This is a genomic window from Pontibacter sp. SGAir0037 (genome assembly GCF_005491705.1).
Lineage (GTDB): Bacteria > Bacteroidota > Bacteroidia > Cytophagales > Hymenobacteraceae > Pontibacter.
Genome location: NZ_CP028092.1, coordinates 1523936 through 1539439 on the forward strand (window position 1 = coordinate 1523936; position 15504 = coordinate 1539439).

Sequence of the window (15504 nt, forward strand, 5' to 3'; positions counted from 1 at the left end):
TTTGCTGATTTTTTTGCTATTTTTGTGCCTTGTATAGCGAATATCATATAGCTGGCATAATTTTTTCGGTGACAGCTCTATAGGATACTGCGTTAGTGAAGCATTATGAAGAAGTTAATCTATACCTTTCTGGCAACTTTTGTGGTGCTGGCTTTCACGGAAGCGGCCCAGGCACAGCTAAAACTCCCACAGCCAAGTCCCGAGGCATTTGTAAAGCAAACCATTGGCCTGACTGATATTTCTATCAGTTACCATGCCCCTGGAGTTAAAGGCCGCAAGATTTTCGGATCGCTGGTACCCTATGGCCAATTATGGCGTGCCGGTGCAAACGAAGCTACCGTTATCAAATTTTCAGACGACCTTTTTCTGAACAATGAACGCGTTCCGGCGGGTGCTTACTCGGTTTTTATACTGCCTGAAAGTGATTCTTCCTGGAACCTGATCCTGAACAAGGACACTACGCTTTGGGGGTTGGAAGGTTATAATGAACTGGATGATGTGGCATACTTGCGCATTAAACCACAGGCCACCTCTTTTAATGAAACCATGCAATTTAATTTCACAGATGTGGGGCTTACTACCGGTAACCTGAACCTGGTATGGGAGAATTCTAAAGTTACAGTTCGCATTGAAACCGAAGTTGAAAAAAAGGCTTTAGCCAACATCAAAAAAGCCCTGGCAGAGGCAAGCGCTGATGACTGGTATATCTGGGCTCAAAGCGCTGATTATATGATGCAGAAGAAAGAGTATCATGAGCTGGCACTGCAGTGGATAAATAAGTCTATTGCCATTAAGGAAAACTTTTACAACAATTGGGTAAAAGCCAGGCTGTATGCTTACAACAAAGAATTTCAGATGGCGGCTTCTCTTTCCGCAAAAGCCATTCAGTTAGGTGGTACAGATCCTCAGGCTTATAAGACCTATGCAAAAGAAATAGAAACAGCCTATAACGACTGGAAGAAAAGGAAGTTTTAGCACCTGACTTTGCTCGGCTAACAGTTATAGTACCCATTGTCATGCTCTAGGGCTGCTTTTTCTTTCTGAACCAGCCTTTGATTTTCTCCCAGGTAAGGGCGTGTTCTTCGGTACCGGTTGTGCCCAGTAAAAATGCGTAAGGGTGCATAGATTTATGGTGGTCGCAGTAAATTTTGAACATACCCAGAAAAGGAACCGCTACAAACATTCCCGGTAATCCCCAGATCATACCTCCTACAATTATACTTAAAATTGTGAACAAGGGGTTGATGTTCACCTGACTTCCTGTAATGTTAGGTGTAAGAATATTATTCTCGGTGAACTGCACCAGCAGAAAGAAGCCGAGCACCCCGAAAGCCTTTTGCGGATCGCCCTGTACCACCAGCGTATAGAGCAAAGGAATTGCCCCGCCTATCAATGTTCCGAAGTAAGGAATAAAATTCATCAGGGCAGATAAGATCCCCAGCAGCACGGCATACTCCACTCCTATCAGCAGCAGCCCTGTGGAATTAATGAGGCACAGAATGAGAATCACAATGACAACACCACTCATATAGCGTTTGGTGACATGTGATATATCGTTGATGATCTGCTCTGTTACAGGGTAATTCTCCGAGTGCATTACCCGTAGCAGGAACGTGTGGAATTTGTTTCGGTAATACAGCATCAGGAAAATGTACACGGGCATCAGGCCAAACTTTGTGAGCGTGCCCGTCATGGCCAGCAAAAGTTCACTGATAAAGCCCCCGCTGAACTCGAAGGCATTGATGATCTGCTTCCGCAGCCACATTTCTCTGTCACGCCCTTCTGCACCTCCAAAATGATCCTCCAGTTCCATTTGCAGCTTGTCGATGTTACGCATGGCCTGCTCCTGCAGCTCCGGAAAATCGTTCAGAAAAACAGAGAGCTGCTTGTAGAGCAGCACAAACAGACTCACCAGTAAAGCCATGGAAAGAATAATGGCGAAGAAGTTAGCAATAATGCGCGGGATGCCCCAGCGTTCCCAGATCTTTACCAGCGGATAGAGTAAATAGGCAAATAAAACGGCCATAAAGATCGGGTACAGGAACTCCCTTGCCACGATCAGCACGAATACCAGCATGATCAGAAATAACAAGCTATATGTTAACCTCTGGAGCTTTTTTACAGATCTACTCATGCCTTTGCATACTGAATTTATAGAGTAAAAGGTACTTTTTTCTGGTGTGAATGCTGTAGACTTTAAAAAAGAGTCGCATTCCTCTTCCGTTCTCCCTCAATTATAATGTGTACCTTTGCACCAGAACTTCATGATAAAAAATGGGCACCTTTGCACAACTTAACTTACGGAATGAGCTACTGGAACAACTGCAGGCGCTTGCATACCTTACGCCTACTGCCATACAGGAAGCTGCTATACCTGCCATTTTAGACGGAGCAGATGTAGCAGGACAGGCAGAGACAGGAAGCGGTAAAACAGCAGCCTACGGCTTACCGCTGCTGCATCGGCTGGATGCAAACCTGGAACAGGTGCAGGCCCTGATTGTGGTGCCAACCCGTGAGCTGGCCCTACAGGTGCGGCAGGAGCTAAAGCAGTTTGCCAAACTAATGCCAAACCTGAAAATAAGCTCCTTTTATGGCGGGCATGCCTTCTCCCAGGAAAGAGCTTCGCTGGCCCACCCGCCACAGGTGTTGGTCGGAACACCCGGAAGGCTTACCGACCATTTAAACCGGAACACACTGAACCTGGCACATGTACAGCAGTTGGTGCTGGACGAAGCGGACAAGCTGCTCGAAATGGGCTTTGAGGAGGAACTGGACCAGGTTATTGCTGCCCTCCCACGTAAGCGGCAGACTATTTTGTTTTCTGCCACCATGCCGGAAGGGGTAAAAGAGCTGATAAGCGCCTCTTTGAAAGCTCCAAAATTTATTAAAGCCACCGCTACCACCGTACCCGACCAGGTAAAGTTTGTGGGGCTGAAAGTGGAGCAGGCAGACCGGCAGGAAGTGCTTGTAAAGTTGTTACAGCAACAGTCTGGTTCAGGTACGGTAGTGTTCACAAATACACGTGCAGCAACCGACGAAGTGACAGCCTTTGTTCAGGCGCATGGCCTTTCGGTAAAAGCCTTGCATGGCGGCATGGAGCAGCGTGACCGCGACCAAACCATGACCCTGTTCCGTAATGGCTCCGTTGCCATACTGGTAGCCACCGATGTTGCGGCCAGAGGCCTGGATATAGATGCCTTACACGCCATCATACATTATGAATTACCGGATGACAAAGCAGCCTACCTGCACCGAAGCGGCCGTACAGGCAGAGCCGGCAGAAATGGAACTGTTTATACCCTGGCTACTCCAAAAGGCGAACAGAAGCTGCGCGATTGGGAACTGGTGCGCATGGATGAGTGGCTGGATGCCGGTACTCTTTCTGCAGCTCATACGCAACAAGCCTCAGAACCCCGGTTTGCCACCATCTATATTCAGGCAGGAAGAAAAGACAAAATCAGTCCGCGCGATATAGTGGGCGCTTTGATAGCAGAAGCCGGTTTAGAAGCCGGACAAATCGGTAAAATTGAAGTGCAGGACAAGAGCAGCTACGTGGCGGTTCCCGAAAAAGAAAGCCGGGAAATTGTCAAACTGCTGAGCAACGGCAAAATTAAAGGCCGCAAATTCAGGGTGAGCCTGGTGCAGTAGTGAGTTAATTATGTTTTCAATTCATAGCTTATATTCCGAAACCTTTTAATGAAAAAGATTACCCTTCTTGCCCTTTGCCTGGTTATAGGCAGTGCTGCATCTTATGGCTGGGGCTTTTTTGGCCACAAAGTCATACACCAGTTAGCTATCTATGGTCTTCCGAAACCTATGCAGGCTTTCTTTTACAAGCACCAGGATTACCTGGTAGAAAAGTCGGTGCGTCCGGACGAACGCAGGAACAGCGATCCGGCCGAAGCTCCACGTCACTTCATAGATATAGATGTTTTTGGAGAAGATGCGGTGCACACCATGCCGGAAGACTGGGAAGCAGCTGCAGCCAGGTATACGGCTGATACCTTGCTGAAATACGGTATTGTACCCTGGCATGTGGTAAAAATGCAGCAAAAGCTAACGAATGCTTTTAAAACACAACAGGCAGATAGCATCCTCTTTTATGCAGCTGATCTGGGGCACTATATTGCCGATGCGCATGTGCCTTTGCACACCACTGTTAATTACGATGGCCAGCTGAGCAACCAGAAAGGCTTGCACAGCCTCTGGGAATCGAAAGTACCTGAAATGCATGCTGCAACTTATAAGCTGCAGAATAAAAAAGCAGTTTATCTGCCAGATGCAGAAAAGGCCATTTGGACTGTTGTAAGACATACCAATACTTTGGTGCCGCAAACCCTGGAGCTGGAGCGGGAAGCAAGTAAAAGCTTTACAACAGCAACTAAATTTGTAAATGTAGAGCGGAACGGCAGGGTGAGACAGTATTATGCTGACGACTTTGCAAAAAAATACCAGGAATTGCTGGGGCCTATGGTGGAGCAACAAATGGCAGGGGCCGCCGAAGCAATTGCCAGTTTCTGGTACACTGCCTGGGTAGATGGCGGTAAACCGGATATGGAAAAGCTAATGGCCGGAAAACTCAGCAAGGCCGAGAAGAAAGCTCTTAAGAAAGAAAACAAGTCATGGAAAAAGAACAGGCTCTTTCAGGAGCAGCGTGTGCTGGCGGCTCAGAAAAAAACAGAAGAATAACCATTGCAAATGCCCTGGCGGCAAAGCTCTCGCTCCGCCTAACAGTGGCCGGTGTTTTGCCGCTTGTTTCAGGTTTTATACCTTGTTAAACAGATATTTGAAAAATAATGCTCGCCTTATCCAATATCAAGAGCCATATTTGCGTGTAATTTTATATTAACAGGAAGAAGTGAAGATGAAGAAATTACTGGCCTTAGCCCTTCTTTTGCTATTTTTTGCCAATGCCCGGGCACAGGAAGACAAACTGACACGCCTTATGAACGAGCGTGAGCAACTGGTCTTGGAGTATCAGTACTATAACCAGCAAAACAGTAACTTCTGGGGCAAGAAATCTAAAAAGGACCTGCTCAATATCATTGAAACGCTGAAAGGCATCATCAAAAAAGATTCTGAACTGATTGCTGCCGTTAGAGAGCAGAGTATAAAGAAAATTGCTGAAACCACTGTTGAAACACAGCGTGTCGACCAGATAAAAGTACAGGACCAACGCCAGATTGATAGCCACATCGGCGAGTTAAAAAGTCAGATCTCCACCCTTCAGGCGCAGATCAAAAAACATGAAAAAGCCATGAAAGGAAAAGACGATCAACTGGCTGCTTCTCAGGATCTGCGTTACGGGAAAGACAAAATTATTGCAATACTGGCCGGCGGCCTGCTTTTGTTTGTTTTATATGCTGTTGTACTGCAGGTAAGGCTAAACAAAGCGCTGGCTAAACCTAAAAGAAAAAGTAAAGCCAGCTAGGCGATTGTCAGATAAAGGAATTTATTAAGCTGTTCCAACTGTTATAAGTTGCTGCACCTCAAAGAAGTTTTATATAAACGTGCAAGTACAAGGGCTGGTGCAAGTATCCAGCCTTTTCTTTTTTGATATAGATGATCGATATATTTAAAGAACTGAAGCAGGTTCAGGAACTGCTAAAAATTGAACAGGAAGAAGACCGCCAGCAGTACAAGGCTAAAAGCTTGAAAAGCTCAATTACAGAGCGCAAAGCCATGGGTTTTTGCTGGTATCCGGTAGTTATTTCTAAAGAAGAAATTGGTTTCGGCAATAAGGTTGTGCTGGAACTGGAGCGTACTTCCGGTCGTGACCAGCTACACCTGTTCCAGACAGGTAAGGCAGCTGCTCTTTTCAGCAACCAGGGGGAACGCAACAGCCTGAATGGTGTAATAGTCGGCCTGAAGCGCAACAAAGTACTTCTGGCTACCAACAAAGAAGATCTGCCTGACTGGATAGACGACGGCAAGCTTGGCATTGACCTGACTTTTGATGAGATGAGCTATCGTGAAATGGAGATAGCCATGAAAAAAGTGCAGGAAACGCAGGGTACACGGCTGGCGGAACTCCGCGATATTCTTTTAGGCGTGAAAACTCCTTCTTTTGCCAATGCAACTGTAGCCGGAATACCCTCTCTTAATGCCTCTCAGAACGAAGCAGTACAGAAAATTGCGCAGGCCCAGGATGTGGCTATCATCCATGGTCCGCCGGGAACAGGTAAAACCACTACCCTGGTGCAATCTATCTTGCAAACGCTGCAGACGCAGAAAAGGCTTCTGGTAACGGCCCCTTCGAATACCGCTGTAGACCTGCTGACAGAGAAGCTGGCAAATGAAGGCGTTAACGTGATTCGGATAGGAAATCCATCGCGTGTATCTGATGTGCTGCTGGAGCATACGCTGGATGCACAGGTAATGGCCCACAAAGCTTATAAAGACCTGAAAGAACTGCGCAAAGTAGCAGAAGAGTATAAGCGCCTTGCCTTCCAGTACAAGCGAAAATTCGGCTATGAAGAGCGTAACCAGCGCCAGCTTTACAAAGCAGAAAGCAACCGTTTGCTCGACGAGGCTGACCAGATAGAGCATTACATTACAGATGACCTGCTGGACAACGTGCAGGTGATTACCTGTACTCTGGTGGGGGCCGCCAATAAATCTATCCGTCACATGCAGTACGATACAGTGTTTATCGATGAGGCGGCCCAGGCGCTGGAACCGGCCTGCTGGATTCCGATTTCCCGTGCAAACCGCGTGGTGTTGGCTGGTGACCATTTTCAGCTTCCGCCTACAGTTAAATCTTTTGAAGCAGAAAATGGAGGTTTAGGCCTCACGTTGTTCGAGAAATGCATTCAGCGGCAGCCGGCCGTTTCAGTTATGCTGAGAACACAGTACCGGATGCACCAGCACATTATGCAGTTCTCTAACCAGGAGTTCTACAAAGGCGAGTTGGAGGCGCACGAAAGCGTGCGGGAGAGCGATCTGCACACCTATAACGCAAAGTTTGCACCTGGACTAGCCGTTGAATTTATAGATACAGCCGGTTGCGGCTATAACGAAACGGACATGGCGGAAACACAAAGTTCTGCCAACCCGGAAGAAGCCGATCTGCTGCTGAACCACCTGGCCCTGCTGCTGAAAGAGTATGAACCGGCAGCTGAGACTGAATCCTTAAAGATTGGCGTAATTGCTCCTTACAGGGCACAAATCAATTACCTGCAGGATAAAGTAGAGCATACTCCCCTGCTGCACGACCTGCTTATAAAGCGCCAACTATCGGTAGGTACCGTAGATAGTTTTCAGGGACAGGAAAGGGATATTATCTATATCAGCATGGTGCGAAGCAACGACAAAGGCGAGATCGGATTCCTGAGCGACATTCGCCGCATGAACGTAGGCATGACCCGCGCCAAAAAGAAACTGGTGATAGTTGGAGATAGTGCCACCTTGTCGCAGCATCCGTTTTATAGCGATTTTCTTGCATACGTTGAGTCTATTCATGCGTATAAAAGTGCCTGGGAGCTAACAGATTGTCTGCCATAAAGAAACATCTCTTGCTAAGTATGAGTAAGAATTTAGAGAGATAGATATGATTAACTGTATATTTTTTATATCTTTCTCTAACTACAGTATCCTATAACATTTTAAACCTGAAGCATGAAGATTGAAAAAAACAGCGTAGTGACGCTCTCTTACGAGCTAAGAATTTTAGACGAGAACGGTGAGCAAAGCCTTATCGAAACAGCGAGCAAAGAGCATCCTATGGTGTTCATATATGGTATGAGTGGTTTGCCCGATCAGTTCGAAGATCAGCTGGAAGGCCTGAATACCGGCGATGCTTTTGACTTTAAACTAGACTCGGAGGGTGGCTACGGCGATTTTGATGAGAATGCTGTAGTTGAACTGCCGAAACAGGTGTTCGAGGTAGACGGCAGCATACCCGAAAACATGCTGGAAGAAGGTAATTTTATACCGATGGCCGATAGCGAAGGAAACCAGTTGCAGGGGCGTGTAGCCGAAGTTAACGAAGATACAGTAACCATGGATTTTAACCATCCATTGGCTGGAAAAGAACTCTATTTTAAAGGAACAGTGGAAAATGTGCGTGCTGCCACTCCGGAAGAGCTGGATCACGGGCATGTGCACGGACCAGGTGGTCATCACCACCACTAAGCCTGTTACTACTAGATTACGTTTTAGGGAGCTGCCTGTCAGGCAGCTTCTTTTTTTATGGCCTCACCTACTCCAAGTCCTTTTTAACAACCTGCACATACGCTTGTAGGTCAGGAAAAAAAGCCTCAAAATCAGCCTGGTAAGCGCTATATTGCTTTTCCAGCTCTTCACTGGCTGTCTCCATGCCGGAATAAAACGTGGTACGCCGACTCATGCCGGTTAAAACCTGTTTGATACCAGGCAAAGCAGCATAGCTTAGCAACCAGTTCTGCTCCACCATGTACGGTAACATGTACTGCACTCTGGCCGGCAGTATATGGTGGTGCTGCTGTATTAAACTATAAATTCGTGCTGCATAGGCAGACAGAGGTTCTGCAGAAAACTTTCCGAACTGTTTTGCCAGGAAATGATCATAAAAAATATCGGCAATAACCGGAGAGAACTTTCCATAGTGCGGCCTGAGCCTGCGCTTGGTCTGCATTACTACCGGATGCATATCCGTATAGGTATCGATGAGGCGGTGCAGGCGAATGCCTTTAGCTATTCCCGGCTGGTATAAATGCATCTGTTTCCCCTTTACGCTATCTGCTATAAAGTTGCCCAAAAGCAATTCTTCATCATCGCCGGAGAGAAAAATATGTGCTAAAAAATTCACTGAAGCTTTTTTTATTTCGTGCTGAACATCATCATACGTGGATTGTTAAAACTATAGCCGCATCTGCTCCATATAAACCCTGAGCAACTATAGCGCGTAATCAGAACACGTACATAAAGTAAATTTAAAACTATGAACATTGATCAAAATACGAAAGAAAACCTGCAAAAGCTGGTAGATAAAATAAATGATATTGACACCTGTATGATGACCACCCAAGACAGCGACGGCAGCCTGAGAAGCCGACCGATGCGGAATATGGAAGTGAAGGAAGAAGGAGTTCTGTGGTTCTTTACCGGGTATGAGTCAGCCAAGTCAGACGAAATCTTGAAAAATGATGCGCATGTAAACCTGAGTTATGCGAAGCCCTCAGACAACCTGTATGTATCAGTTTCAGGCCGTGCCATGGTTACAAAAGACAGGTCAAAAATAGAAGAGCTCTGGAATCCGGCTATGAAATCGTGGTTTCCGGAAGGTAAAGACGATCCGAATATCGGTTTGATTAAAGTAACGATTGACAAAGCTGAATACTGGGATGCTCCTAACAGTGTGATGGTGCATTTATATGGCATGGCCAAGGCTGCTATTACAGGCGAACAGCCGCATCCGGGCGAAAATAAAAAAATCAATCTGTAGTATCTCGTTTTACACCGATATACTAAAAAAAGCACCTGCCAAACATTTTTGTGTGGCAGGTGTTTCTATGTTACCTTTACCTTAAAACCGATAGCTAACTATTTTTCTCTTGGCTGCACCTATACCTGGCGAAGCCCGCCTCACCACCCTCACCCTTTTTGGCATAAAGCCAGGCCATGTGCGCTGGGGACTGGCACAAATGGGTACCTCTGTTCCGCACCTGCAAAAGGTGCCCGGGCTCCTCTTTTTCAAACTGCTTGGCAGCGGCCAGGGCAAGGGGTTCAGCATTAAGCCCAACTTTTACCGTTATGGCCTGCTTTGTACCTGGGAAAGTGAAGAAGCAGCCAAAGCATTCCTGCATCATTCGTGCCTGCTGGAGGAGTATAAAAAGCATACATTTGAAAGCTGGACCTTATACCTTGAACCGCTTCAATCGCATGGCTTATGGGATAAGCAAAGTCCTTTTGAACCCTTTAGTCATCGAAAAGCTGCTGAAGGTCCTATTGCCGTTTTAACGCGTGCCAGCATTAACTGGCGTGCCTTGCCGGGTTTCTGGAAATTTGTTCCTAAAACTAGTAAAGCGCTAGAAAATGCCCAGGGTCTGATCTGTTCTATCGGATTAGGTGAGCTGCCTTTTGTGCGCCAGGCAACCTTTAGTGTCTGGGAATCGGCTGCAGCCATGAAACAGTATGCTTACCATAACCCCTTGCACCAGGAAGTAATGAAACGCACTCGCGCTGAGAACTGGTACAGTGAAGAACTCTTCGCACGTTTTATACCGATTGCCAGCGAAGGCACCTGGAACGGCGTTGATCCGGTTACACTATCAAGCCTGAGTAATGTATCAGAATAATTTCTGCAAAGCCTCTGTTAATCTGCTGCTGACAGCCTCATACAAGCTGTAACCACGGTTAATCAGAAACACTTTCGCAGTGCTTAGCAGGTAAAGACTCGGGAAAGCGTTTGCCTGAAGCTGCCTGGCTATTAAAAAATCCTGTGCTGTTTTCTCTTTCGCTTCTTCGGAGGCAAAGCTGGCTATAAAAACAGTCTGATCTACTCCAAATCGGGTGGCAATTTCCAGGAGAACCTCTGTTTTGGTTATATCTTGATTCTGCGCATAAAACGCGTGTTGAATGGCTTTTGCAAAAGCAAACTCTGCTTCTGGTTTCATGTAACGCATGGTAACTACAGCCCGGCTCGCAGGTTCAGTATCATATACAAAATCAGATCGTTCAAAGAAATTATAGTCGAACGGTTGTGCTGTAACCTGCGCCACATCCAGCCAGTGTTGTTTCATACTTGCTTTGGAAGCTTCTTCCAGGGTGGAGTTTGTGCCTGGCCGTAAGCCGCCCATCACTAATTTAAATCCCAGCTGCTTTTCCTGTTCCTGCTTTACCTGGTTTATGATAGGCGCAAAACCATAGCACCAGGAGCACATCGGATCCATTACATAAATCAGGTGCGGTTTCTGCTGCAGTTCATTCATCGGTTCTTTTATTATATATGCGATTTCCAAAGGTAACATATTTGGCTGTAAGCGCAGAATACCTGTCGGGGGACTGTTGTTGCCATACCGGAGCTGTGCCGGCAGGGCCAGCGAATAAGAAAAGCCTTAAATGTGCAGGTTACTGATAACAATCCTGATTTAGGGGCAGACATTTAAAGAATTGATGCTAAATTTGCTTTCCATTTGAAAAGCAATAAAAAATAGATGTCAGAGTATCATTTCAGCCAGATAGAAAAGAAGTGGCGAAACTACTGGGAAGAAAACCAGACTTTTAAAGCCATAGAAAGCAAAGATAAGCCCAAGTACTATGCACTCGATATGTTCCCCTACCCTTCAGGTGCCGGACTTCATGTTGGTCATCCTCTTGGTTATATTGCCTCTGACATTGTAAGCCGTTATAAGCGCTTAAAAGGCTATAACGTTTTGCACCCAATGGGTTTTGATGCCTTTGGCTTGCCAGCCGAACAATATGCCATTCAAACCGGGCAGCACCCTGCTGTAACTACCGAGGAAAATATAAAGCGCTATGTGGAGCAGCTTAAGAACATCGGCTTCTCTTTTGATTGGCAAAGAGAAGTGCGTACGTCTGATCCGGGGTACTACAAGTGGACGCAGTGGATCTTTATGCAGCTTTTCCAGAGCTATTATAACTATAGCACAGATAAAGCAGAGCCGATCAGCCAGTTAATAGCTGCCTTTGAGCAAAACGGTAATGCAGCTGTAAATGCCGCCTGTGACGAAGATACCGCCTCTTTTACTGCTGAAGACTGGAAAAAAATGTCGGAGCAGGAGCAAGCCAAGGTATTGCTGCAGTACAGGTTAACTTATGTGGCCGATGCCATTGTGAACTGGTGCCCTGCCTTAGGTACGGTGCTGGCAAACGATGAAGTAAAAGACGGTGTATCGGAACGTGGCGGTTACCCGGTAGAGCGCAAGCGTATGCGGCAGTGGATGATGCGCATCACCGCCTATGCTGACCGCCTGCTACAGGGCCTGGATGATATTGACTGGCCGGAGCCTGTAAAAGAAATGCAGCGCAACTGGATCGGGAAATCTATAGGTGCAGAAATGGAGTTCCAGCTTGAAAGCGGTGAAGCCAGCATCAAAGTTTTCACAACCCGGATTGATACTGTTTACGGTGTGTCTTTTCTGGTACTGGCACCGGAGCACGAACTGGTAGAGCAGATCACTACCGATGCTCAGCGTTCTGAAGTTGAAAATTATGTATCTGTCGCCAAGAACCGGTCTGAGCGTGAGCGTATGGCTGACGTGAAAACCGTAACAGGGGCCTTTACTGGAGCCTATGCTATTAATCCGTTTAACGGCGAGAAAGTACCAGTTTATATAGCCGACTATGTGCTGGCTGGTTATGGCACAGGTGCGGTGATGGCTGTGCCATCCGGAGACCAGCGTGACTGGAATTTTGCAAAGCATTTTAATCTGCCGATTATCCAGATACTGGATGCCCAGAAAGAACTGGAAACACAGGCAGATGCCACCAAAGAAGGCCGCTACATCAACTCAGGTTTAGTAAACGGGCTGACTTACCAGGAAGCCTTACCGGTTCTGATAAATTTTCTGGAAGATAAGAAAGTTGGTAAAGGCAAAGTGAATTTCAGGATTCGTGATGCGGTGTTCAGCCGCCAGCGCTATTGGGGAGAACCTGTGCCGGTATTCTTTAAAGATGGCATCCCACACTTGCTGGAAGAAAGCGAGTTACCGCTGGAGCTTCCGAAAATCGATGCATATTTGCCTACTGAAACCGGTGAACCACCACTTGGCAGGGCTCAGGATTGGAAATACAAAGGAGAACATCAGTATGAACTGAGCACAATGCCAGGTTGGGCAGGCTCCAGCTGGTACTGGTACCGCTACATGGATGCCCGGAATGATGCAGCATTTGCATCTGATGCAGCAGTGAACTACTGGCGAAACGTGGATCTCTATATTGGCGGTTCAGAGCATGCCACAGGTCACCTCCTCTACTCCCGCTTCTGGAATAAGTTTATGTACGACATGGGCTATGTACCGGAGCAGGAACCGTTCAAGAAGCTGATCAACCAGGGGATGATACAGGGAAGGTCAAATTTTGTGTACCGCGTGAAAGACAGCAATACCTATGTTTCTTTCAACCTAAAAGACCAGTACGAGGCAACAGCGCTGCATGTAGATGTCAATATTGTTGAGAATGATGTGATGGATCTGGAGGCTTTCAAAAATTGGAGACCTGAAAATGCAAATGCGGAGTTTATCCTGGAAGACGGCAAGTATATCTGCGGGGTTGAAATCGAGAAGATGTCGAAGTCGAAGTATAATGTGGTAAACCCGGATGATATTGTGGAGCGCTTAGGTGCCGATACGCTGCGTATGTACGAGATGTTCCTGGGTCCGCTGGAGCAGTTTAAGCCTTGGAATACCAATGGTATGGATGGTGTGCATAAATTCCTGAAGCGTTTCTGGAAGCTTTTCCACGACAACCAGGGTAATTTTGCTGTTTCTGATGCAGAGCCAACAGCTGATGAATTGAAGTCGCTACACAAGGCGATTAAAAAAGTAGAAGAAGACATCGAGCGTTTCTCTTTCAATACTTCTGTGAGTACCTTCATGATTTGTGTAAACGAGTTAACAGCTCTGAAGACAAACAAGCGTGCTATACTGGAACCGCTTACCATTATACTGGCACCTTATGCACCGCATATTGCCGAAGAGCTGTGGGAAAAGCTGGGGCATCAGGAGAGTATTACCTATGCTACCTTTCCTTCCTGGAATGAAGCTCACCTAGCTGTAAACTCCTTTGAATATCCGGTTTCTATTAATGGTAAGATGCGTGCCAAACTCAGCTTTGCCACTGATACTCCAAAAGAGGAAATGGAGCAAGCCGTTCTGCAATCTGAAACCGTTCAGAAATTTTTAGAAGGAAAAGCACCAAAGAAGATTATTATAGTACCAAACAAAATTATTAACGTGGTAGTATAATAAGCTCCATCTTACTAAAAACAAGCCGCTTAAGTTTTGTACTTAGCGGCTTGTTTTTTTGTAGCTTAGAAGCAAAGTTTATTCATACATAATGTGTTTGTTTGCTGAGTCTAACTGTGATCCTGGGCTGCCGCTGCACGACTTTCGTTTACTTTTCGGATTGATTCCCTTGATTTATAAAGTAGATCCGTTAACTGCATTGCCTCCTCTTCGGTTAAACCTTGCAGCATTTCATCCATTAGAAAGGCTTTGCCCGTTATTTCTTTTATGGTGTTGATACCCCTCTCCGATATAAGAATGTTTACCAGACGTTTGTCGGAGGTATTAGGTGAAACTAAAACCAGTTCTTTGCTTGCTAAACGATTCACCAATCTCGAAGCATCAGACATTTTATCCATCATCTTTTCACGTAAAAAAGAAGTAGAGACCGGGTCCGGATACTGATCATACAGAATTCTTAAGATATTATACTGCTGTGTTGTCAGATCATACGATTTAAAAAATCGCTCATAGCTGTTAAACAGCATGCCATGCGTAAACAAAATGCTTATACTTGCCTTTTGCCACTCATTTCGGAAGGAATTAATCCCAATTTCGTTTTCAATCATTATTCTTTAAGGTGAGTTTACTATAATGATAGTAAAAAAAAAAATCAGTTACACCTTCTATACATTAAAAATTAAATTTCAGCTAAAAAAAAGTAGCTTTAGCTAAAACAATTTAACAATAAAAAGTTTCTAATAGAATGATATAAATATCTAATAATCAATCAAATATCAACTATAATAAAGGCTGGCAATTATGAATTTATTTTTACAGCTGTACGAAACGATTAAGTATAGCAGAAACAGCATCCCTTAATAATGCAATCTCGTTTATTAAGACTAATTCTAATATATGAATAAAAAAGAGGCTGTAGAGAGAATATAGAAGGAGATAGAGACACCTTATACAAATCACAGAAGTGTCAGCCGCTGGACTTTGGTCAGTTTCTGCACTACCAGCAGATAAGAAAGATCAATCCATTCTTTGAGTAACGCATCTGGTAGACCTGCCTCTGGTAAAATTGTATTCCAGTGAGCTTTGTTCATGTGGTAACCTGGCTTCACCTGGGTATATGTTTCCCGAAGTTGCAAAGCTGTCTCCGGTACGCATTTTAAAGATATGCCATTGCTGTATTCCGACAAGCTGCACAGGGCAAACATTTTACCACAAACTTTAAAGACCAACGTATCCTCATCAAAAGGAAGTTCTTCCGTCACTCCCTTTTTGGCCATACAATAGTCTCTGAAATCCTCGATATGCACAGCAAGAACTATATGTGTTTGATGATAAAATATAGTACACCAGCCAAAAACATCAGCATTGAAATCTTATTAATGGTGTGCATGGTGCGCAGATTAAAATTGGTTTTCCTGTTGGGGTCTTTCTTTCGAAAGAAATAAGTGAACACCTCTGAAAAATTAAATAATCCTTTTTTCATATTTGTAATCAGGTTAAGCGCGGCTATTAAAGTATCAGTGCCGCTGCTTTAAGAACATCTAAAGATAAAAAAAGATTTAGCGCAGTAGTAGTTTCTATACCTTAAAATAAGAAA

The 15504-nt window shown here is 45.3% G+C and carries 15 protein-coding genes; 9 read left to right on the forward strand and 6 right to left on the reverse strand.

Going from position 1 to position 15504, the window contains the following annotated elements; all coding sequences use genetic code 11:
* Positions 1-105 precede the first annotated feature (105 nt).
* On the forward strand, positions 106-975 hold the full coding sequence (locus tag C1N53_RS06340) for a DUF2911 domain-containing protein (RefSeq protein WP_137758505.1): 870 nt from the start codon (positions 106-108) through the stop codon (positions 973-975).
* Between the two features lie 46 nt (positions 976-1021).
* Here the strand turns inward: C1N53_RS06340 and C1N53_RS06345 are convergent, their stop codons facing one another.
* Positions 1022-2134, reverse strand: a complete 1113-nt coding sequence (locus C1N53_RS06345) for an AI-2E family transporter (RefSeq protein ID WP_137758506.1) — start codon at positions 2132-2134, stop codon at positions 1022-1024.
* Positions 2135-2274: 140 nt separating this feature from the next.
* Here C1N53_RS06345 and C1N53_RS06350 point away from each other — a divergent pair, with 140 nt between their 5' ends.
* The 5 genes from C1N53_RS06350 (at position 2275) to C1N53_RS06370 (ending at position 8133) form a co-directional block, all read left to right on the forward strand.
* Entirely contained in the window at positions 2275-3648 is a 1374-nt protein-coding gene (locus tag C1N53_RS06350; RefSeq protein WP_137758507.1) for a DEAD/DEAH box helicase, read from the forward strand.
* Positions 3649-3696: 48 nt separating this feature from the next.
* On the forward strand, positions 3697-4689 hold the full coding sequence (locus C1N53_RS06355; protein ID WP_137758508.1) for a zinc dependent phospholipase C family protein: 993 nt from the start codon (positions 3697-3699) through the stop codon (positions 4687-4689).
* Positions 4690-4864: 175 nt separating this feature from the next.
* A complete protein-coding gene (locus tag C1N53_RS06360; protein WP_240773407.1) occupies positions 4865-5431 on the forward strand; it encodes a hypothetical protein in 567 nt (188 codons plus the stop codon).
* 131 nt (positions 5432-5562) lie between these two features.
* Positions 5563-7503 carry an AAA domain-containing protein gene (locus C1N53_RS06365; RefSeq protein WP_137758510.1) on the forward strand — a complete coding sequence of 647 codons (1941 nt, stop codon included), beginning with the start codon at positions 5563-5565 and terminating at the stop codon, positions 7501-7503.
* 114 nt (positions 7504-7617) lie between these two features.
* Positions 7618-8133, forward strand: a complete 516-nt coding sequence (locus C1N53_RS06370; protein WP_137758511.1) for a peptidylprolyl isomerase — start codon at positions 7618-7620, stop codon at positions 8131-8133.
* Positions 8134-8200: 67 nt separating this feature from the next.
* Here the strand turns inward: C1N53_RS06370 and C1N53_RS06375 are convergent, their stop codons facing one another.
* Positions 8201-8788 (reverse strand): ACP phosphodiesterase, encoded by a 588-nt coding sequence (locus C1N53_RS06375; RefSeq protein WP_137758512.1) that lies wholly within the window; start codon positions 8786-8788, stop codon positions 8201-8203.
* Between the two features lie 132 nt (positions 8789-8920).
* On the opposite strand from C1N53_RS06375, the gene C1N53_RS06380 reads away from it, so the two are divergent.
* Together C1N53_RS06380 and C1N53_RS06385 are read left to right on the forward strand one after the other, a co-directional pair.
* Positions 8921-9424, forward strand: coding sequence for a pyridoxamine 5'-phosphate oxidase family protein (locus C1N53_RS06380; protein ID WP_137758513.1), 504 nt, complete (start codon positions 8921-8923; stop codon positions 9422-9424).
* 109 nt (positions 9425-9533) lie between these two features.
* Complete coding sequence (locus C1N53_RS06385) at positions 9534-10277, forward strand: spheroidene monooxygenase (protein WP_137758514.1); 744 nt, start codon at positions 9534-9536, stop codon at positions 10275-10277.
* Here C1N53_RS06385 and C1N53_RS06390 read toward each other — a convergent pair.
* Positions 10269-10910, reverse strand: a complete 642-nt coding sequence (locus tag C1N53_RS06390) for a DsbA family protein (protein WP_137758515.1) — start codon at positions 10908-10910, stop codon at positions 10269-10271. The genes C1N53_RS06385 and C1N53_RS06390 overlap by 9 nt on opposite strands.
* Positions 10911-11135: 225 nt before the next feature.
* On the opposite strand from C1N53_RS06390, the gene leuS reads away from it, so the two are divergent.
* Positions 11136-13907, forward strand: a complete 2772-nt coding sequence (gene leuS / locus C1N53_RS06395; RefSeq protein WP_137758516.1) for a leucine--tRNA ligase — start codon at positions 11136-11138, stop codon at positions 13905-13907.
* Between the two features lie 110 nt (positions 13908-14017).
* Here the strand turns inward: leuS and C1N53_RS06400 are convergent, their stop codons facing one another.
* The 3 genes from C1N53_RS06400 to C1N53_RS22485 form a co-directional block, all read right to left on the reverse strand.
* Positions 14018-14515 (reverse strand): MarR family transcriptional regulator, encoded by a 498-nt coding sequence (locus C1N53_RS06400; RefSeq protein ID WP_137758517.1) that lies wholly within the window; start codon positions 14513-14515, stop codon positions 14018-14020.
* A 348-nt stretch (positions 14516-14863) separates the two neighbouring features.
* Entirely contained in the window at positions 14864-15214 is a 351-nt protein-coding gene (locus tag C1N53_RS06405; protein ID WP_137758518.1) for an MmcQ/YjbR family DNA-binding protein, read from the reverse strand.
* An 8-nt stretch (positions 15215-15222) separates the two neighbouring features.
* The gene (locus C1N53_RS22485) at positions 15223-15390 is read right to left on the reverse strand and encodes a DUF6728 family protein (protein ID WP_168193977.1); all 168 of its coding nucleotides are present in this window, start codon (positions 15388-15390) and stop codon (positions 15223-15225) included.
* Positions 15391-15504: the final 114 nt, after the last annotated feature.

Coding starts and splice junctions, on each gene's coding strand:
- C1N53_RS06340 (WP_137758505.1), top strand. CDS start 106: ATGAAGAAGTTAATCTATACCTTTCTGGCAACTTTTGTGGTGCTGGCT.
- C1N53_RS06345 (WP_137758506.1), bottom strand. CDS start 2,134: ATGAGTAGATCTGTAAAAAAGCTCCAGAGGTTAACATATAGCTTGTTA.
- C1N53_RS06350 (WP_137758507.1), top strand. CDS start 2,275: ATGGGCACCTTTGCACAACTTAACTTACGGAATGAGCTACTGGAACAA.
- C1N53_RS06355 (WP_137758508.1), top strand. CDS start 3,697: ATGAAAAAGATTACCCTTCTTGCCCTTTGCCTGGTTATAGGCAGTGCT.
- C1N53_RS06360 (WP_240773407.1), top strand. CDS start 4,865: ATGAAGAAATTACTGGCCTTAGCCCTTCTTTTGCTATTTTTTGCCAAT.
- C1N53_RS06365 (WP_137758510.1), top strand. CDS start 5,563: ATGATCGATATATTTAAAGAACTGAAGCAGGTTCAGGAACTGCTAAAA.
- C1N53_RS06370 (WP_137758511.1), top strand. CDS start 7,618: ATGAAGATTGAAAAAAACAGCGTAGTGACGCTCTCTTACGAGCTAAGA.
- C1N53_RS06380 (WP_137758513.1), top strand. CDS start 8,921: ATGAACATTGATCAAAATACGAAAGAAAACCTGCAAAAGCTGGTAGAT.
- C1N53_RS06390 (WP_137758515.1), bottom strand. CDS start 10,910: ATGAATGAACTGCAGCAGAAACCGCACCTGATTTATGTAATGGATCCG.
- leuS (WP_137758516.1), top strand. CDS start 11,136: ATGTCAGAGTATCATTTCAGCCAGATAGAAAAGAAGTGGCGAAACTAC.
- C1N53_RS06400 (WP_137758517.1), bottom strand. CDS start 14,515: ATGATTGAAAACGAAATTGGGATTAATTCCTTCCGAAATGAGTGGCAA.
- C1N53_RS22485 (WP_168193977.1), bottom strand. CDS start 15,390: ATGAAAAAAGGATTATTTAATTTTTCAGAGGTGTTCACTTATTTCTTT.